Annotated in this window: 25 protein-coding genes; 10 read left to right on the forward strand and 15 right to left on the reverse strand. The window is 60.1% G+C overall.

Annotated elements, in window-relative coordinates; translation table 11 throughout:
* Window positions 1–242 precede the first annotated feature (242 nt).
* From AC1RBR_RS11115 to AC1RBR_RS11125, 3 genes are all read left to right on the forward strand, one after another.
* Window positions 243–551 (forward strand): RcnB family protein, encoded by a 309-nt coding sequence (locus AC1RBR_RS11115; RefSeq protein ID WP_223007986.1) that lies wholly within the window; start codon window positions 243–245, stop codon window positions 549–551.
* A 101-nt stretch (window positions 552–652) separates the two neighbouring features.
* Window positions 653–1,117: a hypothetical protein gene (locus AC1RBR_RS11120; RefSeq protein WP_492564340.1), complete on the forward strand. Its 465-nt coding sequence runs from the start codon at window positions 653–655 to the stop codon at window positions 1,115–1,117.
* A gap of 99 nt (window positions 1,118–1,216) precedes the next feature.
* A complete protein-coding gene (locus AC1RBR_RS11125; RefSeq protein ID WP_108591595.1) occupies window positions 1,217–1,555 on the forward strand; it encodes an FKBP-type peptidyl-prolyl cis-trans isomerase in 339 nt (112 codons plus the stop codon).
* A gap of 51 nt (window positions 1,556–1,606) precedes the next feature.
* On the opposite strand, the gene AC1RBR_RS11130 is transcribed toward AC1RBR_RS11125, so the two are convergent.
* The 3 genes from AC1RBR_RS11130 to AC1RBR_RS11140 all read right to left on the reverse strand — a co-directional run bounded on the left by AC1RBR_RS11130 (window position 1,607) and on the right by AC1RBR_RS11140 (window position 3,586).
* Window positions 1,607–1,918, reverse strand: a complete 312-nt coding sequence (locus tag AC1RBR_RS11130) for a helix-turn-helix domain-containing protein (protein WP_492564342.1) — start codon at window positions 1,916–1,918, stop codon at window positions 1,607–1,609.
* Between the two features lie 3 nt (window positions 1,919–1,921).
* The gene (locus AC1RBR_RS11135) at window positions 1,922–2,245 is read right to left on the reverse strand and encodes a type II toxin-antitoxin system RelE/ParE family toxin (protein WP_027613227.1); all 324 of its coding nucleotides are present in this window, start codon (window positions 2,243–2,245) and stop codon (window positions 1,922–1,924) included.
* A gap of 237 nt (window positions 2,246–2,482) precedes the next feature.
* Window positions 2,483–3,586 carry a cytochrome P450 gene (locus tag AC1RBR_RS11140; RefSeq protein ID WP_492564344.1) on the reverse strand — a complete coding sequence of 368 codons (1,104 nt, stop codon included), beginning with the start codon at window positions 3,584–3,586 and terminating at the stop codon, window positions 2,483–2,485.
* A 78-nt stretch (window positions 3,587–3,664) separates the two neighbouring features.
* Between AC1RBR_RS11140 and AC1RBR_RS11145 the strand changes: the two genes are divergently transcribed.
* From AC1RBR_RS11145 to AC1RBR_RS11155, 3 genes are all read left to right on the forward strand, one after another.
* The gene (locus tag AC1RBR_RS11145) at window positions 3,665–4,420 is read left to right on the forward strand and encodes an ArsR/SmtB family transcription factor (protein WP_492564346.1); all 756 of its coding nucleotides are present in this window, start codon (window positions 3,665–3,667) and stop codon (window positions 4,418–4,420) included.
* Window positions 4,421–4,570: 150 nt separating this feature from the next.
* On the forward strand, window positions 4,571–5,791 hold the full coding sequence (locus AC1RBR_RS11150; protein WP_225138591.1) for a putative DNA modification/repair radical SAM protein: 1,221 nt from the start codon (window positions 4,571–4,573) through the stop codon (window positions 5,789–5,791).
* Complete coding sequence (locus AC1RBR_RS11155; RefSeq protein ID WP_492564348.1) at window positions 5,788–6,609, forward strand: TIGR03915 family putative DNA repair protein; 822 nt, start codon at window positions 5,788–5,790, stop codon at window positions 6,607–6,609. The genes AC1RBR_RS11150 and AC1RBR_RS11155 overlap by 4 nt, the downstream gene beginning before the upstream one ends.
* Window positions 6,610–6,768: 159 nt before the next feature.
* On the opposite strand, the gene AC1RBR_RS11160 is transcribed toward AC1RBR_RS11155, so the two are convergent.
* The 5 genes from AC1RBR_RS11160 to AC1RBR_RS11180 all read right to left on the reverse strand — a co-directional run bounded on the left by AC1RBR_RS11160 (window position 6,769) and on the right by AC1RBR_RS11180 (window position 13,016).
* Window positions 6,769–7,788, reverse strand: coding sequence for a branched-chain amino acid aminotransferase (locus AC1RBR_RS11160; protein ID WP_027613221.1), 1,020 nt, complete (start codon window positions 7,786–7,788; stop codon window positions 6,769–6,771).
* 270 nt (window positions 7,789–8,058) lie between these two features.
* Window positions 8,059–9,432: a dihydrolipoyl dehydrogenase gene (lpdA, locus tag AC1RBR_RS11165; protein ID WP_492564350.1), complete on the reverse strand. Its 1,374-nt coding sequence runs from the start codon at window positions 9,430–9,432 to the stop codon at window positions 8,059–8,061.
* A gap of 7 nt (window positions 9,433–9,439) precedes the next feature.
* On the reverse strand, window positions 9,440–10,720 hold the full coding sequence (locus AC1RBR_RS11170; protein ID WP_492564352.1) for a dihydrolipoamide acetyltransferase family protein: 1,281 nt from the start codon (window positions 10,718–10,720) through the stop codon (window positions 9,440–9,442).
* Window positions 10,721–11,779 (reverse strand): alpha-ketoacid dehydrogenase subunit beta, encoded by a 1,059-nt coding sequence (locus AC1RBR_RS11175; RefSeq protein WP_003224000.1) that lies wholly within the window; start codon window positions 11,777–11,779, stop codon window positions 10,721–10,723.
* Between the two features lies 1 nt (window position 11,780).
* Window positions 11,781–13,016: a 3-methyl-2-oxobutanoate dehydrogenase (2-methylpropanoyl-transferring) subunit alpha gene (locus AC1RBR_RS11180; RefSeq protein ID WP_003224001.1), complete on the reverse strand. Its 1,236-nt coding sequence runs from the start codon at window positions 13,014–13,016 to the stop codon at window positions 11,781–11,783.
* 185 nt (window positions 13,017–13,201) lie between these two features.
* On the opposite strand from AC1RBR_RS11180, the gene bkdR reads away from it, so the two are divergent.
* Window positions 13,202–13,690 carry a Bkd operon transcriptional regulator BkdR gene (gene bkdR, locus AC1RBR_RS11185; RefSeq protein ID WP_027613216.1) on the forward strand — a complete coding sequence of 163 codons (489 nt, stop codon included), beginning with the start codon at window positions 13,202–13,204 and terminating at the stop codon, window positions 13,688–13,690.
* A gap of 93 nt (window positions 13,691–13,783) precedes the next feature.
* Here bkdR and AC1RBR_RS11190 read toward each other — a convergent pair whose 3' ends face one another.
* A complete protein-coding gene (locus AC1RBR_RS11190; protein ID WP_492564354.1) occupies window positions 13,784–14,647 on the reverse strand; it encodes an MBL fold metallo-hydrolase in 864 nt (287 codons plus the stop codon).
* A gap of 91 nt (window positions 14,648–14,738) precedes the next feature.
* On the opposite strand from AC1RBR_RS11190, the gene AC1RBR_RS11195 reads away from it, so the two are divergent.
* The 3 genes from AC1RBR_RS11195 to AC1RBR_RS11205 all read left to right on the forward strand — a co-directional run bounded on the left by AC1RBR_RS11195 (window position 14,739) and on the right by AC1RBR_RS11205 (window position 17,301).
* A complete protein-coding gene (locus tag AC1RBR_RS11195) occupies window positions 14,739–15,080 on the forward strand; it encodes an ArsR/SmtB family transcription factor (protein ID WP_007965280.1) in 342 nt (113 codons plus the stop codon).
* 166 nt (window positions 15,081–15,246) lie between these two features.
* The gene (locus AC1RBR_RS11200) at window positions 15,247–16,491 is read left to right on the forward strand and encodes an NAD(P)/FAD-dependent oxidoreductase (RefSeq protein WP_492564356.1); all 1,245 of its coding nucleotides are present in this window, start codon (window positions 15,247–15,249) and stop codon (window positions 16,489–16,491) included.
* Between the two features lie 9 nt (window positions 16,492–16,500).
* Window positions 16,501–17,301: a sulfite exporter TauE/SafE family protein gene (locus AC1RBR_RS11205; RefSeq protein ID WP_480405068.1), complete on the forward strand. Its 801-nt coding sequence runs from the start codon at window positions 16,501–16,503 to the stop codon at window positions 17,299–17,301.
* A 102-nt stretch (window positions 17,302–17,403) separates the two neighbouring features.
* Here AC1RBR_RS11205 and AC1RBR_RS11210 read toward each other — a convergent pair whose 3' ends face one another.
* The 6 genes from AC1RBR_RS11210 to AC1RBR_RS11235 form a co-directional block, all read right to left on the reverse strand.
* Complete coding sequence (locus AC1RBR_RS11210; RefSeq protein WP_027613212.1) at window positions 17,404–18,684, reverse strand: TRAP transporter large permease; 1,281 nt, start codon at window positions 18,682–18,684, stop codon at window positions 17,404–17,406.
* Window positions 18,684–19,211, reverse strand: coding sequence for a TRAP transporter small permease (locus AC1RBR_RS11215; protein WP_047601543.1), 528 nt, complete (start codon window positions 19,209–19,211; stop codon window positions 18,684–18,686). The genes AC1RBR_RS11210 and AC1RBR_RS11215 overlap by 1 nt, the downstream gene beginning before the upstream one ends.
* 76 nt (window positions 19,212–19,287) lie before the next feature.
* Window positions 19,288–20,259 carry a TRAP transporter substrate-binding protein gene (locus tag AC1RBR_RS11220; RefSeq protein WP_123588209.1) on the reverse strand — a complete coding sequence of 324 codons (972 nt, stop codon included), beginning with the start codon at window positions 20,257–20,259 and terminating at the stop codon, window positions 19,288–19,290.
* Window positions 20,260–20,323: 64 nt separating this feature from the next.
* Window positions 20,324–21,217 carry an SMP-30/gluconolactonase/LRE family protein gene (locus AC1RBR_RS11225; RefSeq protein ID WP_492564358.1) on the reverse strand — a complete coding sequence of 298 codons (894 nt, stop codon included), beginning with the start codon at window positions 21,215–21,217 and terminating at the stop codon, window positions 20,324–20,326.
* Between the two features lie 30 nt (window positions 21,218–21,247).
* Window positions 21,248–22,072 (reverse strand): NAD-dependent epimerase/dehydratase family protein, encoded by an 825-nt coding sequence (locus tag AC1RBR_RS11230; RefSeq protein WP_492564360.1) that lies wholly within the window; start codon window positions 22,070–22,072, stop codon window positions 21,248–21,250.
* 273 nt (window positions 22,073–22,345) lie between these two features.
* Window positions 22,346–23,641, reverse strand: coding sequence for an OprD family porin (locus AC1RBR_RS11235; RefSeq protein WP_492564362.1), 1,296 nt, complete (start codon window positions 23,639–23,641; stop codon window positions 22,346–22,348).
* Window positions 23,642–23,656 lie beyond the last annotated feature (15 nt).

Below are 23,656 nucleotides of genomic sequence, written 5' to 3' on the forward strand. Positions count from 1 at the left end.
CGGTGGTTCAGGCGGAAAAGTGTTGAATGTGCAGGCCTCTTCGCGAGCAAGCCCGCTCCCACAGTTTCCCGGGTCGATCACAAATCTTGTTTCATCACCGGACCCTGTGGGAGCTGGCTTGCCAGCGATGAAGATCGGCCCGCCAACTACAATCCCCCAACCACCCCAGACAAAAAACAAGGAATGATTCCAGTCCTCCGCAGTCGGAGTTCAGGTATCACACATCTGAAGGAGGTTCACCGATGAACAGCAAAACCCTAATCGCCAGCCTGGCCCTCGTCGCCGGCATTGCCGGGATCAGTCCACTTGTTCAAGCGGCGCAAACCTCAAGCGATCCCACGGTCCAGTCGCCGACCAGCGACCGCGAATTGAAGGTCAACGACCGGGCTCCAGACATTTATCAGCGCAGCGACAAAGCGTTGAAAAACTGGAAACAGAAAGGCTTGAAAGCCCCGGTCGATCAGGCGCAGTGGGTGCAGATCAATGACAAGTACGTGATGGTCATGATCACCAACGGCACCATTGTCGAGATGCAACCTGTCGAGCGCTAAGCGTTTCGGCAACAATTGGCCATGGACGGTCGATTGCATTCGGGCGCTATTCGGGTAAAACGCGAAGGGCGTTTCGAGTGACTGGATGTCAGGAGCAATCGTTGGAAAAGAAACCTCTTTATCGCAAAGTAAATACCACTGCTCACAACGTCTGGCGCAACAATCAGGGCAGTCACTATCGGTATGAGCGTAATACCAAAGCCGAGAGGCGTAGCGAGGCGACGCGGGGTTCGATGCATGGAATCAAGCATCACGGCTACGATTACACTCCATTATTTCGCTTTCTGTTATCTCGTGCCGGAGGTAACTGGGATGAGATTTACAGTGAGGCGGTGGCGCGCCTTGATCGTCCGGAGCCAGTGTTCTGGATGGTGTCCATCCATGAAGATGATCGCGAGGACATTGTGCGACTGGGTGAGTCGAGCTACTTCAATGGCCTGTACGTCGATGAGCAAAAGCGTCTGCAAATCGTCAACCCGGACTTGAAGGCCGAGGAGATGAAACCCCATTGCCAGTGTTGCACCCATACTTTCAATGGCGTTGTGTTTGGCTTGCCTCCTGACTGAGTGTTTCCACTCGATAAACCGCCAATCATTGGTTAATGAGTTGCGAACAGCTGCCATTTCTGGGAAAACGGCCGCCAGTTAAGCAATTGAGTGAATGTCATGACTGATGAACTGCAGGTAATCGATCTTCAGGTGGGCGAGGGCAAGGCTGCCGTCAAAGGCGCGCTGATTACTACCCAATACACTGGCTGGCTGGAAGACGGCAGCGAGTTCGATTCTTCCCACAGCCGTGGCAAACCTTTCCAGTGCGTGATTGGCACTGGCCGGGTAATCAAGGGTTGGGATCAGGGACTGATGGGCATGCAAGTGGGCGGCAAGCGCAAACTGCTGGTGCCGGCGCACTTGGGCTATGGCGAGCGGACCATGGGCAAGATTCCGCCGCATTCGAATCTGGTGTTTGAGATTGAGTTATTGGAGGTTTTGACGCGGGAGGATTGAGGCGGATGTAGTAATGACCGCCTCTCGTAAGCCTGAGAATCCGAGCGGGCGTCACGCCCAGTGCAGTGGTGGGGCCTGGGGGAAGCAGATGTCTACTTCCAGTTTCGCTGCGGCCGATAGATTGACCAGCGCATCCAGAGAAAATTTGTCGATTTTCCCGTTGAGCACGTCATTGAGGCGTGGCTGAGTAATTCCCAAGCGCTTGGCGGCCTCCTTTTGAGGAAGCTCCCAGGCACGAACCGTCTCGCAAAGCGTGCGCATAAGTTTGGCCCGCAGGCGCATGTTGGCCGCGTCCTGCGGCGTGTCTTCCAGTGCGTCCCAGATGCTTGAGAAATGCTGGGAAGGGTATTGATGGTCCTTCATGGCTTAACCTATTTCCTGGTATCTGGCGCGTGCCAGTTCGATATCTCGCGTTTCAGTTTTGCGAGTGGTCTTTTGCATGGCGTGCAGCACATAGATCGCGTCAGGCCGATTGACCACGTAAAACACTCGAAACGCTCCTGAGTCTTCGGTGATTCTGATTTCATTGACACCCCGTCCTACGGTTTTCATGGGGCGCCAATCAAAAGGCTCGTCGCCCTGTTGCAACAGATCCAATTGAAATCCCGCAGCTCTGCGAGCATCCAAAGGAAAAGCTCTCAGATCCTTGAGTGCACTTGCGACAAACACCACATCCTTGTGTCTTGGCATCGACTTCTCCTTTGTTGAAAGGAGAAGCGTAATGGCTCCGACGAAAACGCGTTGCGGCGGTGTGTTGCAAAGAATGGCAGAGGTCACCTATCAGCAGGCTATATCGAAACCGATATAAATCAAGCTTGATTTTCCTTATCTGATAGTCGGTATCGACATCGCCAGTTTGCTCCCACAGGGGATTAGAGTAGGGCACGCACATCATGAGCCTGAACCCCAAGCGCTGAGCCACAGCGCCTAAGTCTGTGCCGCGCTGAACAGCGGGATCCGCCCAGTGAGCGATGGGCGGTAATGCCACGTCAGCTGTTGCAGATTCACACCCTGATCGAGGATTTCTCTGACAGTCGCAGCGGCAATGCTCAGCGCCAGCGCTTCTCCCGGACACTGATGCCGGCCGCTGCCAAAGCTGAAACTGCGCCGGTCAGGACGATCCAGCACAAATCGCTCAGGCTCCTCATTTAACAAGGGATCGCGGTTGGCCGAGGCCAGCAGCACCAGAATTATCTCGCCGGCCTCGAGCCGCACGCCATCGATCTCGCAAGTCTGTGCGACAAAACGCCGGGTGTTCTGCACCGGCGGATCAAAGCGCTGAACCTCGGCCAACAGTGCTTCCACAGCGGCGTCATGCAACTCAGGCTGACGTCGCAGCGCGATCAGTGCATTGCCGATCAGTCCCGCACTGGCCTCGAACGTCTGCGAACAGAGACCGATCAGGTTGGCAATCAGGGTTTCTTCGTCTCCTGCAAATCGCTGTTCGATAGCCCTGAGCAACTCGCTATCGGCTTCGGCCAGCAACTCGATGAAGTAACCGCGCAATTGCTCCGCCGCCGCGTGCGCCGCCGCCAGTTGCAGGTCATTGCTCAGCGGCGACAGGCAGGCGACGAAATCCGCCGTCAATTCACTGATCGCCCGGCCTTGCGCCGGGGTGAAGCCGAGCAGCGCCGCGACCACGCACACCGGCCCGCGAAACATCGCCTTATACAAGCCGTCGGCGTCCGCTGTAATCAGACGCGCAGCCACTAGTGCGCGTACTTGCTCGTCATCTATCAACTGCAGTGACGGCTCGATTGCCGCACGCGGACAGCGTTGACGTTCGCCATCGTTCATCCGCATCAACTGCCCGAACACCTTGCCAGCCAGCCCCGAGGCAATCGTCTTGGGCACCGGTTCCTGCGGCGGTCGCACCCGACAATCGGCGTGCGTCAGCACTGCGCTCACCGTTCGGGCGCTGCTGGCGACCCACAGTTTTAATCCATGATCGAAGGTCAGTCCGCCCTCGGCGCGCAGTTTGGCGTAGTAGGGGTAGGGATCGGCATGCGTCGCAGCGATGATCGGGTTCATGGTGCACAGCCTTGTCGTCGGGAAAGTGATGCGAGTATCTTCAGTTCGCAGCGACGACGATTCGTCGGGGAGCGAAATATGCACGCAGAACATCAAGACGTCGGCGTATCGCAGGTGGCGGCCGCCATCGCCGAACCGGCACGCACGAAAATTCTCTGCTCGCTGATGGACGGCCACGCCCGTACCAGCACTGAATTGGCCGCCGTTGCCGAGGTCAGCGCGTCCACTGCCAGCGCGCACCTGGCCAAACTCAAGGATCTGTCGCTGGTGCGCCTGCATGTGCAGGGCCGCCATCGTTATTACAGCCTCGCCGATCAGCGCGTGGCGCAGGCGCTGGAAGCGTTGATGGTGATCGGCCAGAACGCCGCACCGAGCTTCAAGCCGCACACCCCGGATCGCATGCAATTCGCCCGCACCTGCTACGACCACATGGCCGGCACGCTGGCGGTGTTGCTGCATGACCGTTTGCTTGAGGCGGGGTGGCTGGTGGAAACCGACGAGCGGGTTTATAGCTTGAGCGAAAGTGGCGAGGCGCTGTTCGAAGGCTTGGGGATTGAGGTGCAGGATTTGAGTAATTTGCGTCGCAAGTTCGCCTGCCCGTGCCTGGACTGGAGCATGCGCCGGCCGCATCTGGGCGGTTCGCTGGGGGGGGCGCTGTTGCAAATGGCGCTGAAACGCAAGTGGGTGACGCAGGATCTTGATAGTCGGGCGTTGGCGCTGACCGTGGCGGGGCGAAAGGAAATGGGCCTGCGATTTGCTCTCGAGTTGCCGATAGACGCGAAGGTCAAAAGATCGCAGCCTGCGGCAGCTCCTACAGGGAGTGTGCACATCTGAAAAATGTCGACTATTGCGATTTAATGTAGGAGCTGCCGCAGGCTGCGATCCTTTGATCTTGAGCTTCTGCCCGACGAGGTGCGCTTCTTGCACCTTGTAACCCTGTGCTCGGATCTATACTGTATATCCACACAGTAAAGAGCCCGCGCCATGCAAATCATCGACAAGCTCAGCATTCTCGCCGACGCCGCCAAGTACGACGCCTCCTGCGCCAGCAGCGGTGCGCCCAAGCGCAGCTCCGAGGGCAAGAGCGGGTTGGGCTCGACCGATGGCATGGGCATCTGCCATAGCTATACGCCGGACGGCCGTTGCGTGTCGCTGTTGAAAATCCTCCTGACCAATTTCTGTCTCTACGACTGCCAGTACTGCGTCAACCGCCGCTCCAGCGATGTGCCGCGCGCACGTTTCACCCCCGAGGAAGTGGTCACGCTGACCCTGGATTTTTACCGGCGCAACTGCGTCAGCGGGCTGTTTCTCAGTTCGGGGATCATCCGCTCGGCGGACTACACCATGGAGCAACTGGTACGCGTGGCGAAGCTGTTGCGCGAGCAGCACGAGTTTCGCGGCTACATTCACCTCAAGACCATTCCCGAGGCCGATCCGGCATTGATCGAAGAGGCCGGGCGCTACGCCGATCGCCTCAGCGTCAATATCGAACTGCCCACCGACGCCAGCCTGCAAACCCTCGCGCCGGAGAAGCAGATCGGTTCGATCAAGCAAGCGATGAACACCATCTACACCGGCGTGCAAACGGTGCTCAACGAACCGCGTTCGGCGAAGTTCGCCCCGGCCGGGCAGAGTACGCAAATGATCGTTGGCGCCGATGACACCGACGACAGCACGATCCTGCACAGCGCTCAGTCGCTGTATGGCAACTACCGCCTGCGGCGCGTTTACTATTCGGCCTTCAGCCCGATCCCCGACAGCCCGAAAAGCGTGCCATTGGCCGCACCACCGCTGATGCGCGAACATCGTTTGTATCAAGCCGATTTCCTCTTGCGCAGCTATGGCTACAGCGCCGATGAGTTGCTCAAGGGCCCAGGTAATCTGGCGCTGGATATCGATCCGAAACTGGCTTGGGCGCTGCAGAATCGCGAGGTGTTTCCGCTGGACCTGAATCGCGCCGAGCCGTCGCTGATCGCGCGCATCCCGGGCATCGGTCTGCGCACCACCGAGCGTCTGGTGCAATTGCGCCAGCAACGGCGTATCCGCTATGAAGACGTGGCGCGTATGCGTTGTGTGCTGGCCAAGGCCAAGCCGTTCATCATCACCAGCGACTACCACCCGCAACAGGCCGAAGTCACCAGCCAAATGCTTTACCAGCAACTGCGCGACCGGCCGCAACCGCAGCAGATGGGGTTGTGGGGATGATCAATCTCGATTGCGACGACCTGTTCGACACTTGGCGCCAGCAGGCGCGCTGGCTGCTCAGTCATGAAGTCGACCCGAGTCTGGTGAGTTGGGCGTCGGAAGGGGTGAGCGATCTGTTTGCCAGTGACGTCTCGGTACCCGAGGGGCAGGGGCCGTTTCAGGCACGCATCCCCCGTGCACTGCTCGAGACCCTGGAACAAGCTGCACGCTACCGGGGCGACCAGCGCTGGAGTCTGTTGTATGAAGTGCTGTGGCGCGTCAGCCATGGCGATCGCACGGCGATGATGGCCGGCGACAAGCTCGGCAGCGAGTTGCAGCGGCGGATCAAGCAGGTGCAGCGTGAAGCCCACCATTTGCATGCGTTCGTGCGTTTCATCGAACGCCCGCAGGATCAGCCAGGCCCGCAATACATTGCGTGGCACGAACCGGCCCACGACATCCTGCACAGCGCCAGCGAACATTTCATCGGGCGCATGGGTCGCCACCGCTGGTTGATCGCCACGCCGCGTGACGGGGTTTATTACGATGGCGAACAGTTGATTCATCAGCGCCAGTGCCCGATGGAGTGGCAGCAACTGGCGCAGAACATCGATGATCCGCACGGCGAGTTGTGGCTGACGTACTACAGCCACATCTTCAACCCGGCGCGATTGAACGAGAAGGTCATGCAAGGGCACTTGCCGGTGCGATTCTGGAAGAATCTGCCGGAGGGCGAGTTGATCCCCGGATTGATAACCCAGGCGCGGATGGGCAAGCAGCAGAATGGGCAGGCGAGCGGGATAGCTGCGCGAGGCGGTAAGCGGATTGCGCTGAAATAGAAAATCAAAAGATCGTCCGAACGCGGCCCGAGCCTGCGGCAGCTCCTACAGGAGATCTGTGTAGGAGCTGCCGCAGGCTGCGATCTTTTGATCTTGCTTCCAATAAAAAGCCCCCATCGATCACTCGATGGGGGCTTTTGTGCATCAGCAGCCGTCAGATCAAACCTTGACGATCCAGCCCGCTGGCGCTTCGATGTCGCCGGTCTGCACGCCAGTCAGCTCTTTGTAGAGCTTCTGGGTGACCGGGCCGACTTCGGTTTCGCTGTGGAACACATGCAGGTGGTCGTTGTAGCTGATCCCGCCGATCGGGGTGATCACCGCCGCAGTACCGCAAGCACCGGCTTCCTTGAAGTCCGACAGTTTGTCGATCAGCACATCGCCTTCAATCACTTCCAGACCCAGACGGGTTTTCGCCAGTTCGATCAGCGACAGACGGGTGATGCCTGGCAGCACGGATGGCGAGTTCGGGGTGATGAACTTGTTGTCGTGGGTGATCCCGAAGAAGTTGGCCGAACCGACTTCCTCGATCTTCTTGTGGGTCAGCGGATCCAGGTAGATGGCGTCAGCGAAGTGCGCCTTCTTGGCCTGAGAGCCCGGCATCAGGCTGGCGGCGTAGTTGCCACCGACCTTGGCCGCACCGGTGCCTTGTGGGGCGGCGCGGTCGAAGCTGGAGATCTGGAAGTTGTGCGGAGTCAGGCCGCCCTTGAAGTAGGCGCCGACCGGGATCGCGAACACCGAGAAGATGAACTCCGGCGCGGTACGCACGCCGATGTTGTCACCCACGCCGATCACGAACGGACGCAGGTACAGCGCGCCGCCGGTGCCGTATGGCGGGATGAAGCGCTCGTTGGCGCGAACCACTTCCTTGCACGCTTCAATGAACTGCTCGGTCGACACGTGCGGCATCAGCAGGCGGGCGCAGCTGCGCTGCATGCGCGCGGCGTTCTGGTCGGGACGGAACAGGTTGATCGAGCCGTCCTTGCAACGATAGGCCTTCAGGCCTTCGAAGCACTGCTGGCCATAGTGAAGAGCAGTCGAGCCTTCGCTGATGTGCAGCACGTTGTCTTCGGTCAGGGTGCCTTTGTCCCACTCGCCATTGCGAAAGTACGACAGATAGCGTTTGTCGGTCTTGATGTAGTCAAAACCCAGCTTGTCCCAATTGATGCTCTCGTTACCCATGACACCCTCTATCACTGAACAACCGTCGAAACGGTTCAAGGCTTCTGACGTTTTTTTGGATGGGCACAACAATACTTCATTCTTGCGCGGTTTCGCAGCCCGGACTATCGGATGACAGGCAGATAAATCGTGTCGGCCTCAAGAATTCGCGAGCAAGCCCGCTCCCACAGGGGGAATGCATTTTCCTGAAGAAGCCGCTCCCACATTTTGGAATGCATTTCCCTGTGGGAGCGGGCTTGCTCGCGAAGAGGCCATCACTGCCACCGTCCATCACAGATGCAACGCATGCCCCAAAGCACGCAACGCCGCTTCCTGCACCGCTTCACCCAAGGTCGGATGCGCATGAATGGTGCCGCCGATGTCTTCCAGACGCGCACCCATTTCCAGGCTTTGCGCGAACGCGGTCGACAACTCGGAAACCCCAACACCCACCGCCTGCCAGCCGACAATCACATGATTGTCACGACGTGCGACCACGCGCACGAAGCCGCTTTTCGATTCCAGGGTCATCGCCCGGCCATTGGCAGCGAACGGGAAGCTGGAAACGATGCAGTCCCACCCGGCAGCCTTGGCTTCGTCCGGGGTCTGGCCGACCACCACCAGTTCCGGGTCGGTAAAGCACACGGCGGCAATGGCGGTCGGGTTGAATTCGCGGGATTTGCCGCTGATCAGTTCGGCAACCATTTCGCCCTGAGCCATGGCGCGGTGCGCGAGCATCGGTTCGCCGCTCAGGTCGCCGATGGCGTAGACGTTGCGCATGCTGGTCTGGCAGCGGCTGTCGATCTTGATCGCCGAGCCGTTCATGTCCAGATTCAGTGCTTCGAGGTTCCAGCCCTGCGTATTCGGCTTGCGACCGACCGCCACTAGCACCTGATCGGTTTCCAGATTCAAGGTGTCGCCGTTCGGGTCACGCACCTGCAAGGTGCCGTCGAAACCCAGCACGCTGTGCTTGAGATAGAGCTTCACGCCCAGTTGCTTCAGCGCTTCGTGCACCGGCTGGGTCAGCTCGGCATCGTAGGCTGGCAGGATACTATCCTGCGCCTCGACTACACTGACCTCGGCGCCGAGCTTGCGGTAAGCAATGCCCAGCTCCAGACCGATGTAACCGCCGCCCACCACCACCAGGCGTTTCGGCACGGACTTCGGCGCCAGCGCTTCGGTGGAGGAAATGATCGGCCCGCCAATCGGCAGGATCGGCAGGTTGACGCTGGTCGAACCGGTGGCCAGCACCAGATGTTCGCACTGGATGCGTGTATCGCCGACTTCCACGGTTTTGCCGTCAATGACTTTGGCCCAGCCATGGATGACTTGAACCTTGTGCTTTTTCAGCAGCGCGGCGACGCCGGTGGTCAGGCGATCGACGATGCCGTCCTTCCACTCGACGCTTTTGCTGATGTCGAGGGTTGGCGCCGAGACGCTGATGCCCAGCGCAGAATGCTGACTGTGATGTTGTGTCTGGTGAAACTGCTCAGCCACATGAATCAACGCTTTGGACGGAATGCAGCCGATATTCAGGCAAGTGCCACCGAGCGATTGGCCTTCGACCAGAATGGTCGAAATGCCCAGTTGCCCGGCGCGGATCGCCGTGACATAACCGCCGGGGCCGCCGCCGATGATCAGCAGCGTAGTGTTCAGAGATTGCATGCGAGCCTTACTCCACAAACAAAGTGGCAGGTTGTTCGATCAAGCCACGAATGGCCTGGATGAAGAGCGCCGCGTCCATGCCGTCGACCACGCGGTGATCGAAGGAGCTGGAGAGGTTCATCATCTTGCGGATCACCACCTGACCTTTGACGACCATTGGCCGTTCGACGATTTTGTTCACGCCGACGATTGCCACTTCCGGCAGGTTCAGCACCGGCGTGCTGACGATGCCGCCCAGCGCACCGAGGCTGGTCAGGGTGATGGTCGAGCCGGACAGTTCATCGCGGCTGGCCTTGCCATTGCGCGCGGCGTTGGCCAGACGCGAGATCTCCGCGGCGCTGTCCCACAGGCTGCGCGCCTCGGCGTGACGCACCACCGGCACCATCAGGCCGACGTCGCTTTGCGTGGCGACACCGACATGCACCGCGCCGAGGCGGGTGATGACTTGGGCTTCGTCATCGTAACGGGCGTTCATCTGCGGGAAGTCGCGCAGAGCCACGACCAGTGCGCGGACGAGGAACGGCAGCAAGGTCAACTTGCCCCGGCTGGCACCGTGTTTTTCATTCAGATGCGCGCGCAGTTCTTCAATCGCGGTAACGTCGATTTCCTCGACGTAGCTGAAGTGTGCGGCACGCTGGGTGGCGTCCTGCATGCGCTGGGCGATCTTGCGGCGCATGCCGATAACCTGAATCTGTTCTTCATCGTGACGCTGGGCATACGCGGCGGTTGCCGGTGCCGAAGCGTTCGATTGACCTTGCGCCAGATAGGCCTCAAGGTCTTCGTGCAGTACGCGACCGGCGGGGCCGGTTCCGCGTACCAGGCGCAATTGAATGCCCAGATCCAGTGCATGTTTGCGCACGGCCGGCGAGGCCAGCGGACGTTCATCAGCCTCGCGGGCAACCATCGGGCCCTGGCAAACCGGCGCCGGGCGCGGCGCGGCAGCGGCGGCAGGTTTGCTCTCGGCAACTGTTTCAACTTTCGGCGCAGCAGGCGGCTCTTTTGCAGCAACAGGCGCTGGTGCGGCGGACTCTTTCAGGTTGCCGGCACCTTCCACTTCAATGCTGATCAGCACACTGCCGACCGCCATCACTTCACCCGGCTGACCGCCGAGCGCAATCACCTTGCCGTGGACCGGCGACGGAATATCGACCATGGCCTTGTCGGTCATGACATCGGCCAGCACCTGGTCTTCGACGACCAGGTCACCGACCTTGACGTGCCACTGCGACAGTTCGACTTCTGCGATGCCTTCGCCGATGTCCGGCATCTTGATAACGTGCGTGCCCATTCAGACCTCCATGACCCGTTTCAACGCCGCGCCCACTCGGGACGGCCCTGGGAAATACGCCCACTCTTGCGCGTGCGGGTAGGGGGTGTCCCAACCGGTGACGCGTTCGATCGGCGCTTCCAGGTGATGGAAGCAGTGCTCTTGCACCAGCGACACCAGCTCGGCGCCGAAACCGCAGGTACGGGTAGCTTCGTGCACCACCACGCAGCGACCGGTTTTCTTCACCGACTTGACGATGGTTTCCAGATCCAGCGGCCACAAACTGCGCAGGTCGATGACTTCGGCGTCAACGCCACTTTCTTCAGCAGCAACTTGCGACACGTACACGGTGGTGCCGTAGGTCAGCACGGTGACGTCCTTGCCCGGACGAGTGATCGCGGCGACGTCCAGCGGCACGGTGTAGTAACCGTCCGGAACCTGGGCCTGCGGATGTTTCGACCACGGGGTTACCGGGCGGTCGTGGTGGCCGTCGAACGGGCCGTTGTACAGGCGTTTCGGCTCGAGGAAGATCACCGGGTCATCGTTTTCGATGGAGGCGATCAGCAGGCCTTTGGCGTCATACGGGTTGGACGGCATCACGGTGCGCAGGCCGCACACCTGGGTGAACATCGCCTCGATGCTCTGGCTGTGGGTCTGACCGCCGTAGATGCCGCCGCCGCATGGCATGCGCAGGGTCATCGGCGCGGTGAACTCGCCGGCCGAGCGATAACGCAGGCGCGCCGCTTCGGAAATGATCTGGTCGGAAGCCGGGTAGACGTAGTCGGCGAACTGAATCTCGGCCACCGGACGCAAACCGTAGGCGCCCATGCCCACGGCCACGCCGACGATGCCGCTTTCGGAGATTGGTGCGTCGAATACCCGCGAGGTGCCGTACTTGGTCTGCAGGCCTTCGGTGCAACGGAACACGCCGCCGAAGTAGCCGACGTCCTGACCGAACACCACCACATTGTCGTCACGCTCAAGCATCACATCCATGGCCGAGCGCAGGGCCTGGATCATGGTCATGGTGGTCGTGGTCATGGCGGTTTCCAACTGAATATTGTTGTTGTGATCGTTCATGTCAGATCCCCAACTGCTGACGCTGGCGCTTCAAGTGCTCCGGCATCTCTTTGTAGACGTCTTCGAACATGGTCGCGGCGCTTGGAATCTGCCCGCCGGCGAGGGTGCCGTACTGTTCGGCCTGTTTCTGCGCGGCAATCACTTCGGCTTCGAGCTCGGCGCTGACGGCGGCGTGCTCTTCTTCCGACCAGTGGCCGACCTTGATCAGGTGCTGCTTCAGGCGGGCAATCGGGTCGCCCAGCGGGAAGTGGCTCCAGTCGTCGGCAGGACGGTATTTGGAGGGATCGTCGGAGGTCGAGTGCGGGCCGGCGCGGTAGGTGACCCATTCGATCATGGTCGGGCCGAGGTTGCGCCGGGCGCGTTCGGCAGCCCAGGCGGAAGCGGCGTAGACCGCATAGAAGTCGTTGCCGTCGACGCGCAGCGAGGCGATACCGCAACCGACGCCGCGTCCGGCGAAAGTGGTGGCTTCACCGCCGGCGATAGCCTGGAAGGTCGAGATCGCCCACTGGTTGTTGACCACGTTGAGAATCACTGGCGCGCGGTAAACGTGAGCGAAGGTGAGGGCGGTGTGGAAGTCCGATTCGGCGGTAGCGCCGTCACCGATCCACGCCGAGGCGATTTTCGTGTCGCCCTTGATCGCCGAGGCCATGCCCCAGCCGACGGCCTGAATGAATTGGGTGGCGAGGTTGCCGGAGATGGTGAAGAAACCGGCGTCCTTGACCGAGTACATGATCGGCAACTGCCGGCCCTTGAGCGGATCGCGCTCGTTGGACAGCAGTTGGCATATCAGGTCGACCAGCGGCACTTCGCGGGCCATCAGGATGCTTTGCTGGCGGTAGGTCGGGAAGCACATGTCGTCGATGTTCAAGGCCAGGGCCTGGGCGCTGCCGATGGCTTCTTCGCCAAGGCTTTGCATGTAGAACGACATTTTCTTCTGACGCTGGGCGACCACCATGCGGTTGTCGTAGATCCGCGTCTTGAGCATGGCGCGCATGCCCTTGCGCAGGATCTCGACCGGCACGTTTTCAGCCCAGGGGCCGAGGGCGTTACCCTGATCGTCGAGCACCCGAATCAGCCCACGCGCCAGGTCGGCGGTGTCGGCAGGTTCGACGTCGATGGAAGGTTTGCGCACCGTGCCGGCATCGGTCAGATGCAGGTAGGAGAAGTCGGTTTTGCAGCCTGGGCGGCCCGAGGGTTCAGGGACGTGCAGACGCAGCGGTTCATACGCTTGGGTCATGGCTTCTACGCTCGATCTTGTGAATTTCTTGTAGTGAGCTGGCAATCATTCTTGGGTGAAAGAAATCTTGTCCTACAACAATCATAGGCCCGGGCCAGAAGAATATTTCTCTCTGTTTCGTTGCGCTGGAGACGATTTGCAGATAGAAATTCTGCATAAACATAAAAAACAGGTGATTTTGTCTCATGCGCAAACTGGACCGTACCGACATCGGCATTCTCAACAGCCTTCAGGAGAATGCGCGCATCACCAACGCCGACCTCGCGCGCTCGGTGAATCTGTCGCCGACGCCGTGTTTCAACCGGGTCAAGGCGATGGAGGAATTAGGGCTGATTCGCGAGCAGGTGACGCTGCTGGATGCCGACCTGTTGGGCCTGCACGTGAACGTGTTCATTCACGTCAGCCTGGAGAAACAGGTCGAGGAGGCGTTGCAGCATTTCGAAGAGGCGATCTCCGACCGCCCCGAAGTGATGGAGTGCTACCTGATGGCCGGCGACCCGGACTATCTGATCCGGGTGCTGGTGCCGACGATTCAGGCGCTAGAGCGGTTCATGATGGACTTTCTGACCAAGGTGCCGGGGGTGGCGAATATCCGCTCGAGTTTTGCCTTGAAGCAGGTGCGCTACAAGACGGCGTTGCCGTTGCCGGCGAATGGGTTGACCCTCGGGTCCTGAAGATCAAAAGATCGCAGCCTTCGGCAGCTCCTACACAGAGCACACATAAACCGTGTTCCTGTAGGAGCTACCGCAGGCTGCGATCTTTTGCTTCTAGAGCTTATTGATCGGCACCTTCAGGTAAACCACACCATTGTCCTCGGCCGCCGGAAAATTCCCCGCCCGCACATTCACCTGAATTGCCGGCAGCAACAGCGTCGGCATGCCCAGCCCGGCATCGCGTTTGGTGCGCATCGCGACAAACGCCGCTTCATCAATCCCGTCATGCACATGAATATTGCTCAGGCGCTGCTCGCCGACGGTGGTTTGGCACTGCGACTCGCGGCCTTCGGGCGGGTAGTCGTGGCAGACGTAGAGTTTCACGCTGGCGGGGAAGGCCAGCAGTTTGTGGATCGAGTTGAACAGTTGATGCGCGTTGCCGCCGGGGAAGTCGCAGCGGGCGGTGCCGACGTCGGGCATGAACAGCGTGTCGCCGACCAGAATCTGTTCGCCGTCGATCAGGTAAGCCATGTCCGCCGGGGTGTGGCCGGGGACGTGCAGGGCGGTGGCGTTGAGGTTACCGATCATGAACGATTCGTTCGGTGCGAACAGGTGATCGAACTGCGAGCCGTCGACGCAGAATTCCGGTTCCAGGTTGAACAGCACCTTGAACACGTTCTGCACCTTGCTGATCGACTGGCCGATGGCGATCTTGCCGCCCAGTACGCGGCGCAGGTACGGCGCGGCGGACAGGTGATCGGCGTGGGCGTGGGTTTCCAGCAGCCATTGCACCTGCAAACGGTGTTCACGGACGAAGGCGATGAGCTTGTCGGCCTGCACGGTGCCGGTGCGACCGGCAGCGCCGTCGTAATCGAGTACCGGATCGACGATTGCACACTGCCCGCCATCAGCTTCATAGACCACGTAGCTGTAGGTCGAGGAGGCGGGGTCGAGGAAAGCTTCAATCTGCGCGGGCATGGTCACCAACCTGAACCAGGGAAATGGGTTGCAACACTTTATCTAAAAACATAATGTTCGCAGCTTAAGTGACGTTGAAGGCATCGTGCAAATGCAATCCAGTCTGACCGAATGTGAAGTCGCCCAGTTGCGGGCGTCCGCCTCCAAGGCCTGCGCGCTGCTCAAGGCGCTGGCCAATGAGGATCGTCTGTTGATCCTGTGCCAGCTGACCCAAGGCGAGCGCAATGTCGGCGAACTGGAAAAAATGACCGGCGTGCGCCAGCCGACGCTGTCCCAGCAACTGGGCATCCTGCGCGATGAAGGCCTGGTGGCGACCCGTCGTGAAGGCAAATACATCTTTTACGGTCTGGCCAGTCCTGAAGTGATTCAGGTGATGAAAACCCTGTCCGGGTTGTATTGCGGAGCGGTGCTGAAAAGCCTGGGCCATCAATAAATGTCAGCCACCACACAATCCCTGTAGGAGTGAGCCTGCTCGCGATAGCGGTGTATCAGCCAACATCTTCATAGACTGACATACCGCTATCGCGAGCAGGCTCACTCCTACAATGGATTTGTGGGATGGCCAAGAAATCCTTGCATGCAGCAATAAGGAACAAGCAATGAACGATCAACACTGGGGCCCATCCATCAGTGCCGATATCGTGGTCATCGGCGGCGGCACCGCCGGCATCGGCTTCGTCGCCAGTCTGCTCAAGCGTGATCCCACTCTGAACATCACCGTGATCGAGCCAAGCGCCCAGCACTACTACCAACCGGCGTGGACGCTGGTTGGCGGTGGCGCCTACGACGTCAAAGACACCGTCCGCCCGATGAGCAAAGTGATGCCGCGTCAGGCCACCTGGATTCAGGCGGCGGTGACTGGCGTCGATCCCGATCAGCGCCAGTTGACCCTCAACGATCAGCGCACCGTCACTTACCAGAACCTGATCGTCTGCCCCGGTCTGCGTCTGGCCTGGGAGAAGATCGAAGGCCTGCAGGAAAGCCTCGGCCAGCACGGCGTGACGTCCAACTACAGCTATCAGCACTCGCAGTACACCTGGGATCAAGTGCAGAAACTGCGTGGCGGCAAGGCATTGTTTACCCAGCCGGCGATGCCGATCAAATGCGCCGGCGCGCCGCAGAAGGCGTTATACCTGTCGTGCGATCACTGGCGCAAAACCGCTGTGCTGAACAACATCAAAGTCGAGTTCAACCTGGCCGGCGCCGCGCTGTTCGGTGTCGCGACCTTCGTTCCGCCGCTGATGAAGTACATCGAAAAATACAACGCGCAACTGGCCTTCAACAGCAGTCTGGTCAAGGTTGACGGCCCGGCAAAAACCGCGTGGTTCGAGATCAAGGACGCCGACGGTAACGTCACCACACAGGCGAAAACCTTCGATCTGCTGCATGTAGTCCCGCCGCAAGTCTCGCCAGATTTCATCGCGCAAAGTGCGCTGGCCGACGGTGCTGGCTGGTGCGAAGTCAATCCGCATAGCCTGCAACATCCGCGTTACCCCGAGGTGTTCGGCCTCGGTGATATCTGCGGCACCAGCAATGCGAAAACCGCTGCGGCGGTGCGCAAGCAGATTGTGGTGGTCGCGGAAAATCTGCTGGCCGTGCGCAAGCAACAACCGCTGCCACTGAAGTACGACGGCTACGGTTCGTGCCCGCTAACGGTGGAGAAGGGCAAGGTGATCCTCGCCGAGTTTGGTTACGGCGGAAAGTTGCTGCCGACCTTCGCCCTCGATGCGACCGTGCCGCGCCGCTCGGCGTGGTTTCTCAAGGCGACGCTGCTGCCGTGGTTCTACTGGAACGGCATGCTCAAGGGCCGCGAGTGGCTGACCGGTTTGTCCAAAGTCGACTGAGAACTCCCTATGTTGCTGGCAAGTCTGTTTGGCGTGTTGATGGGGCTGATTCTCGGACTGACCGGGGCGGGCGGCGGGATTCTCGCGGTGCCGGCGCTGGTGCTTGGTCTCGGCTGGAGCATGACCCAGGCCGCGCCCGTGGCGTTGTTCGCCGTCGGCAGTGCGGCGGCAGTCGGGGCGATCGACGGTTTGCGTCATGGTCTGGTGCGTTATCGCGCGGCGCTGCTGATTGCCGCGCTCGGTGCGCTGTTTTCGCCGCTGGGCATTTATTTCGCGCACCAGTTGCCGGAGAAGATCCTGATGATCCTCTTCAGTCTGCTGATGGTCATGGTGGCCTGGCGCATGCTGCGCCGCGAGCGTGCGCAAGAGGGGCCGAGCGACCACGGCCACGCGAGCTGGGGGCAGAAAAACTGCATGCTCAATGAGCAGACCGGGCGTTTCGACTGGACCGCCAAATGCACCGCGACCCTGGCGGCATTGGGCGCGGTGACCGGTGTGGTTTCGGGCTTGCTTGGCGTTGGCGGTGGTTTCCTGATCGTGCCGGCGTTCAAGCAACTGACCGATGTGCAAATGCGCGGGATTGTCGCGACGTCGCTGATGGTGATCAGCCTGATTTCGGCAATTGGCGTGATCGGTTCCTTTCACGCGGGCGTGCGGATTGACGCTCAGGGCGCGGCGTTTATCGTGGCCAGCATTGTCGGCATGATCATCGGCCGCAAACTCTGCGCCCAGGTGCCGGCGAGGACGTTGCAGGTGGGGTTTGCCAGCGTGTGTCTGGTGGTGGCGGGATACATGTTGTTGCGGGCCTGAATGTTGGCAGATCAAAAGATCGCAGCCTTCGGCAGCTCCTACAGGAATCGCATTCCCATGCAGGAGCTGTCGAGTGAAACGAGGCTGCGATCTTTCAGGCTGTTACAACACCAAGTGCGGTAGCCACAGGGAAATGGCGGGGATGTAAGTGACCAGCATCAACACCAGAAACAGCACCGCATAAAACGGCAGCAGCGCTTTCACGGTGCTCTCGATACTGACCTTGCCCACCGCCGAGCCGACAAACAGCACCGCGCCCACCGGCGGTGTTATCAGCCCGATCCCGAGGTTGACCAGCATGATCATGCCGAACTGCACCGGGTCGACACCGATGCCGAGAATCACCGGCATCAGGATCGGCGTCAGAATCAGGATCAGCGGCGCCATATCCATCACCGTGCCGAGCAACAGCAGCATGACGTTGATGCACATCAGGATCACGTAGCGGTTGTCCGACAGGGTCAGGAACAGCGTGGTGATTTTCGCCGGAATCTGCATCAGGGTCATGATGTAGCCGAAGCTCGCGGCGAAACCGATCAGGATCATCACGATGGAAATGGTGCGTACCGTGCGGTGCATCAGCTTCGGCAGTTCACGCCACTTGTAGTCGCGGTAGATGAACATGGTCACGAAGAACGACCACAACACGGCGATGGCCGCCGATTCCGTAGCGGTGAAAATCCCCGAGAGGATGCCGCCGAGGATGATCACCATCGCCATCAGGCCCCAGAGGGCTTCGCCGACGATTTTCAACGCCTGGCGCATCGGGATGACTTCACCCTTGGGGTAGTCGCGTTTTTTCGCGAAGATCAGACACAGCACCATCAGGCAGGCGCTCATCAGCAACCCCGGCACGATGCCCGCCATGAACAGCGAGGCAATCGAAACCGTACCACCGGCGGCCAGGGAGTAGAGCACGGAGTTGTGGCTTGGCGGAGTGAGCAGGGCTTGCACCGAGCCGCTGACGGTCACCGCGGTGGAGAAATCCCGTGGATAGCCCTTGCGTTCCATTTCCGGAATCAGCACCGAACCCACCGACGCGGTGTCGGCCACCGAGGAACCGGAGATCGCGCCGAAGAAGGTCGAGGCGACGATATTGACCAGCGACAGGCCGCCGCGCACGAAGCCCACCAGCACCCCGGCACACGCCACCAAACGCCGGGACATGCCGCCCTCGGCCATGATCGCCCCGGCCAGGACGAAGAACGGAATGGCCAGCAGCGAGAATTTGTTCACCCCCGACGCGACCTGGATCATCACCGCCTGGAACGGGATGTCGATCCACCATGCACCGATCAGCGCGGCGGCGCCCAGCGCATAGGCGACTGGCATGCCGATCAGGATCAACAGGATAAAACTGCCCAGCAGAATCAGAGCGTCCATTAAGCGCCACCTTCACTTTCTTCAACCAGATCGAACTGCACGACCCGCCGTTTGCTCTGGTCACCGAGCAAGAGTTTTTCCAGGACGAAAACCAGCGTCAGCAAGCCGCCCACGGGAATCGGCAGATAGGTCACGCCAACCCGCAGATCGGGCAGGGCTGCCATGAACTGGTTCCAGGTGGACATGCACAACTTGGCGCCCCAGATCGTCATGAAAATGCAGATCGCCGCCATGAGCAGTTGGGAAAAAATCGCCGCCGCGGATCTCACGTGCGGTGGCATGCGGTCGGTGAGCATGGCCACGGCCATGTGCGCACCGGCGCGGTAACTGGCGGCGGCACCGATGAAGGTGAACACCATCATCAGCAGGATCGCCGTGGGCTCGGGCCAGCTCGAACCGGTGCCCAGCACGTAGCGAGCGAACACGCCCCAGGGAATCATCAGGGAAATTGCCAGGACGGAAAGACCGGCGACCCAGATACACGTCATGTAGATCTTGTCGTTGATACGCAGCAGTAGATTCTTCATCGGGTTCCACCGTAACCGGGCGCGCCTGAGTCATCAGGTGCGCCGGGCCTGGTTAATGAGGACGGAGCGGGAGGCGTTACTGAACGGCTTCGATTTTCTTGATCAGGTCGGCGTACTTCGCACCGTACTTTTCCCGCACCGGTGCGGTGGCGTCGTAGAAGGGTTTTTTGTCAACCTGGATAAACTCGACGCCAGCGGCCTTGAGTTTTTCTTCGCTGGCAGCGGACTTCTTGTCCCACAGCACGCGCTCTTCAGCCTGGGCAGCCTTGGCGGCGGTCTTGACCAGCGCCTGTTGATCCGGGGTGAGTTTTTCCCAAGTGATTTTCGACATCACAATCGGCTCTGGCAGGATCAGGTGACCGGTCAGGCTGTAGAACTTGGCGTTCTGGAAGTGGTTGTGTTCGAGCAGGGTCGGCGGGTTGTTTTCCGCGCCGTCGATCACGCCGGTCTGCAAGGCACTGAAGATCTCCCCGGTGTCCATGGCGATACCGTTTCCGCCCATGGCGTTCATCATGTCGATGAACATCGGGTTGCCCTGCACACGAATCTTCATGCCTTTGAGGTCTTCGAGCTTGCGTACCGGTTTCTTGGTGTAGACGTTGCGTGTGCCTCCGTCCATCCAGGCCAGAGCCACGAGGCCGAATTCGGAGTTGGTGATTTTGTCGAGGATCTCGTCGCCCACCGCGCCGTCGATGACGTTACGCATGTGTTGATGGTCGCGGAAGATGAACGGCATGTTGAACACGTTCACATCCGGCACTACCGGGCCGACGATACCCAGGCTGACGCGAGACAGCTGTACCGCGCCGACTTGCATCTGCTCGATGACTTCCTTTTCCGAGCCCAGCACGCCGCCGGGAAAGTATTGGAAGGTCAGCTCGCCGTTGGTTTCCCTGGTCAGGGTCTTGCCCATGTTTTCTTCGGCCACCACGGTGGGATAACCGGCGGGATGGATGTCAGCGAATTTGAGTTGCAAGGCCTGGGCGGCGCCTGTGAAGGTAAACATCAGCGGGAGTGCAGCGGCCAGCAAGGTGCGTTTGAAGTTCATGGGGGTGAGTCTCCAGTCTTGTTATTTTTGTGTTCAAGGCGCAGCGGTGCAGCAGAGGCGGGTGTTACAGGGAATCGTCGAACAGCGGTTCTTCCAGGCCTTTGACCCCGGGGTTGAGGGTAAACACCCCGCCGGCCAGGGATTGCGGATCGTGGTCGTCGCCGGGACGAATCGAGGTCACGAAGAGGGTGTCCAGGCGGCTGCCGCCGAAGGCACACATCGTCGGTTTCTTCACCGGCACTTGCAGCGAGAAATCGAGGCGGCCGTCCGGGGTAAAACGGTGAATCAGGCCGGCGTCGTTGGCGCAGATCCAGTAGCAGCCTTCGGCATCCACGGCAGCGCCATCCGGTCGGCCGGGGAAGTGGTTCATGTCAACGAAGATCCGCCGGTTCGACGGTGTGCCGGTCTCGGTGTCGTAATCGAAGGCCCAGATCAATTGCACGTGCGGATGTGAATCGGACAGGTACATCGTCTTGCCGTCAGGGCTGAAGCCGAGGCCGTTGGGCACGATGAAACCGTCGAGCTGCGCTTCGATTACACCAGACTGCTCGGCGCCGTAGCGGTAGAGTCGGCCTTCGTACGCACTCAGGCCCATGTTCAGCACCATGCTGCCGGCCCAGAAACGGCCCTGGCGGTCGCAGCGACCATCGTTGAGGCGCATGTCACGTCGGCTGTGCTCGACGGCGGCGAGCCATTCGCTGTCGAGGCTGCCATCGCTGTGCGGGTGCAGATGAAAAAAGCCGCTCTCCATGCCGGCAACCCAGCCGCCATCGCTGTGACGGGCGATGCAAGCGAGCATTTGCGGGGTTTTCCAGGCATGCACATGGCCGGTGTCAGCGCTCCAGCGTTGCAGTCCGCCGTTGGGAATATCGACCCAATACAGTGCGTTTTCCTGCGGCACCCAGACCGGGCTTTCGCCCACGGCGTTGCGCGCATCGACGATCAATTCGGCTTGCATACTCATTCCTTTGCGTCGTTGGCAGAGTGTTCAGTCACCGAAGGGGCCGGCCGCGACGAACGCGCCGCCCTGATAGACCCGCGCCGGGTCATCCGCGGCGGGCATAGGCTGTGCTTCGACTTTTTCGCGGAACACTTCGGAGCTGTCCTTGGCTTCAAAATCGAGGTGACTGGCGAAGCGGTTGTCCCACCAGACGTCCTTGTTGGCGGACATGCCGTAGACCACGGTATGGCCAACGTTTGGTGTGTACAGCGCGCGCTCGAGCAAGTGCGTGAGGTCGTCGAAACTCAGCCAGGTGTGCATCATCCGGCGGTTCTGCGGCTCGGGAAATGAAGAGCCGATGCGGATGCTGACCGTCTCGATGCCGTAGCGATCGAAGTAGAAACTGGCCATGTCTTCGCCGTAGGACTTGGACAATCCGTAGTAGCCGTCGGGGCGGCGGGCGCAGCTGGCGTCGAGCGGCTCGTCCTGTTTGTAGAAGCCGATGACGTGGTTGGAACTGGCGAAGATCACTCGCTTCACACCATGGCGGCGTGCAGCTTCGTAGATGTGAAAGACACCGCAGATGTTGGCGCCGAGGATTTCTTCGAAGGGCCGCTCTACGGAGACACCGCCGAAATGCAGGATCGCGTCGACGCCTTCGACCAGTTGGTGCACCGCCTGTTTGTCGGCAAGGTCGCAGGGGACGATTTCTTCGCGATCATCAACGGCTGGGGTGAGAGCGGCAATGTCTGACAGGCGCAGGACATGGGCATAAGGGCGCATGCGTTCGCGCAGGACTTTGCCCAGGCCACCGGCAGCGCCGGTCAGCAGCAGACGGTTGAACGGGGCGCGGGGAGTAGAGGTAGACGTCATGGCAATCCCTTACACGTTGTTATTAGGTTTGTTGTAGGTTGTCGTATGACTGCGCTGAAGTATCGGTAGGGTTTCCGGAACTTGTCAACGCGACTTTTGGTGCAAGTGACGGAAGGCCCGGTTCCTTTCCCTTCAACACAATTCCTTCCCTGCAATGCAATCCCCTGTAGGAGTGAGCCTGCTCGCGATAGCGTTGTGTCAGTTGAGGAAGAGGCGGCTTACACACCGCTATCGCGAGCAGGCTCACTCCTACAGGGGAGCGGCGCCTGGCGGTTACAACAACGAAATCGGATAGCTGACAAAGATCCGGTTCTCATCGAACTCATTGGTGCTGAAGTCCCGGCGTATCGTCGCGTTGCGCCATCTCACATTGAGGTTTTTCAGCGGCCCGCTCTGCACGGTGTATCCCAGTTCCGACTCGCGACCCCATTCCTTGCCATCGGTAATCGTCCCGGTGTGCACGTTGTCGCCGCTGATGTAGCGGTTCATCAGGGTCAGGCCGGGAATGCCGAGGGCAACGAAGTTGTAGTCATGACGCAACTGCCAGGAGCGCTCTTTGGCGTTGTCATAACTGGCGTTGTAGCTGTCGTTGGCCAGGGTGCCGCCGCTGGTGCCGTTGACGCGCATCCACGCGTCGTCGCCGCTGAGTTTTTGCAGGCCGACATAGAAGGTGTTGCCGCCGTAGCGGGCCGAAAGCATGGCAAATGCAGTCTTGTTATCGAGGTCGCCGGCCTGGGCGCTGCCGTCTTCCTTGCCAGTGAAGAAACCGAGGTTGGCGCCCAGCGTCCAGTCGCCCAGCGGCTGGCTGTGGCTGAGGTTGAAATACTGCTGCTGGTAGATGTCGCTGAGTTCGGCGTACCACACGCCGACCAGGGTGCGCTTGTCGTTGAAGGTGTATTCGCCGCCGCCGAAGTTGAAACGGTCGGAGGTGAAGGCGCCGCGGCCGTTCATCGACATGTCTTCCATGCTCGCATCGTTGCGCGGGCTGTTGCCACGGAACTGCCCGCCGTAGAGGGTCAGGCCGTTGATTTCGGTGGAGGTGATCTGGCCACCGCGAAAGGTCTGCGGCAGGGAGCGGCCATCGTCCGAGCGCAGGATCGGCAGCACCGGCATCCATTCGCCGACCTTCAATTCGGTCTTCGACACTTTGGCCTTCAGCGCCACGCCGAGGCGACCGAAGTTGTCCGCCGGACGCCCGTCATCGTGAATCGGCAACAGTTGCGTACCGCCGGTGCCCTTGCCGCCATCGAGTTTTTGCGAATACATCCCCAGCACATCGAGACCGAAACCAACGGTGCCTTGGGTAAAGCCGGATTTGGCATCGAGGATGAAGTTCTGCGTCCACTCTTGCGCCTTGCCCTGCGGGTAGTTCGGGTTGACGAAGTTGCGATTGAAGTAGGCGTTGCGCAGGTTCAGCGTGGCTTTGCTGTCTTCGATGAAGCCCTCGGCGTCTGCACTCATCGGCAAAACCAGGGCGAGGCTGCTGCAGCCGATCAAGCTCAGGGTGGAACGCGGGCGGGGGATGGAAAAACGGGACGTGCGAACGGAATTGCAGACGAGTGTGCTCACTGTGACGCTCCCTGT

The sequence above is a fragment of the Pseudomonas sp. GW823-FHT01D03 genome, assembly GCF_058798255.1.

Coding starts and splice junctions, on each gene's coding strand:
- AC1RBR_RS11225 (WP_492564358.1), bottom strand. CDS start 21,217: ATGCAAGCCGAATTGATCGTCGATGCGCGCAACGCCGTGGGCGAAAGC.
- AC1RBR_RS11150 (WP_225138591.1), top strand. CDS start 4,571: ATGCAAATCATCGACAAGCTCAGCATTCTCGCCGACGCCGCCAAGTAC.
- AC1RBR_RS11230 (WP_492564360.1), bottom strand. CDS start 22,072: ATGACGTCTACCTCTACTCCCCGCGCCCCGTTCAACCGTCTGCTGCTG.
- AC1RBR_RS11175 (WP_003224000.1), bottom strand. CDS start 11,779: ATGAACGATCACAACAACAATATTCAGTTGGAAACCGCCATGACCACG.
- AC1RBR_RS11140 (WP_492564344.1), bottom strand. CDS start 3,586: ATGAACCCGATCATCGCTGCGACGCATGCCGATCCCTACCCCTACTAC.
- AC1RBR_RS11180 (WP_003224001.1), bottom strand. CDS start 13,016: ATGACCCAAGCGTATGAACCGCTGCGTCTGCACGTCCCTGAACCCTCG.
- lpdA (WP_492564350.1), bottom strand. CDS start 9,432: ATGCAATCTCTGAACACTACGCTGCTGATCATCGGCGGCGGCCCCGGC.
- AC1RBR_RS11115 (WP_223007986.1), top strand. CDS start 243: ATGAACAGCAAAACCCTAATCGCCAGCCTGGCCCTCGTCGCCGGCATT.
- AC1RBR_RS11145 (WP_492564346.1), top strand. CDS start 3,665: ATGCACGCAGAACATCAAGACGTCGGCGTATCGCAGGTGGCGGCCGCC.
- AC1RBR_RS11195 (WP_007965280.1), top strand. CDS start 14,739: ATGCAATCCAGTCTGACCGAATGTGAAGTCGCCCAGTTGCGGGCGTCC.
- AC1RBR_RS11130 (WP_492564342.1), bottom strand. CDS start 1,918: ATGAAGGACCATCAATACCCTTCCCAGCATTTCTCAAGCATCTGGGAC.
- AC1RBR_RS11210 (WP_027613212.1), bottom strand. CDS start 18,684: ATGGACGCTCTGATTCTGCTGGGCAGTTTTATCCTGTTGATCCTGATC.
- bkdR (WP_027613216.1), top strand. CDS start 13,202: ATGCGCAAACTGGACCGTACCGACATCGGCATTCTCAACAGCCTTCAG.
- AC1RBR_RS11215 (WP_047601543.1), bottom strand. CDS start 19,211: ATGAAGAATCTACTGCTGCGTATCAACGACAAGATCTACATGACGTGT.
- AC1RBR_RS11190 (WP_492564354.1), bottom strand. CDS start 14,647: ATGCCCGCGCAGATTGAAGCTTTCCTCGACCCCGCCTCCTCGACCTAC.
- AC1RBR_RS11205 (WP_480405068.1), top strand. CDS start 16,501: ATGTTGCTGGCAAGTCTGTTTGGCGTGTTGATGGGGCTGATTCTCGGA.
- AC1RBR_RS11155 (WP_492564348.1), top strand. CDS start 5,788: ATGATCAATCTCGATTGCGACGACCTGTTCGACACTTGGCGCCAGCAG.
- AC1RBR_RS11200 (WP_492564356.1), top strand. CDS start 15,247: ATGAACGATCAACACTGGGGCCCATCCATCAGTGCCGATATCGTGGTC.
- AC1RBR_RS11220 (WP_123588209.1), bottom strand. CDS start 20,259: ATGAACTTCAAACGCACCTTGCTGGCCGCTGCACTCCCGCTGATGTTT.
- AC1RBR_RS11135 (WP_027613227.1), bottom strand. CDS start 2,245: ATGCCAAGACACAAGGATGTGGTGTTTGTCGCAAGTGCACTCAAGGAT.
- AC1RBR_RS11125 (WP_108591595.1), top strand. CDS start 1,217: ATGACTGATGAACTGCAGGTAATCGATCTTCAGGTGGGCGAGGGCAAG.
- AC1RBR_RS11170 (WP_492564352.1), bottom strand. CDS start 10,720: ATGGGCACGCACGTTATCAAGATGCCGGACATCGGCGAAGGCATCGCA.
- AC1RBR_RS11160 (WP_027613221.1), bottom strand. CDS start 7,788: ATGGGTAACGAGAGCATCAATTGGGACAAGCTGGGTTTTGACTACATC.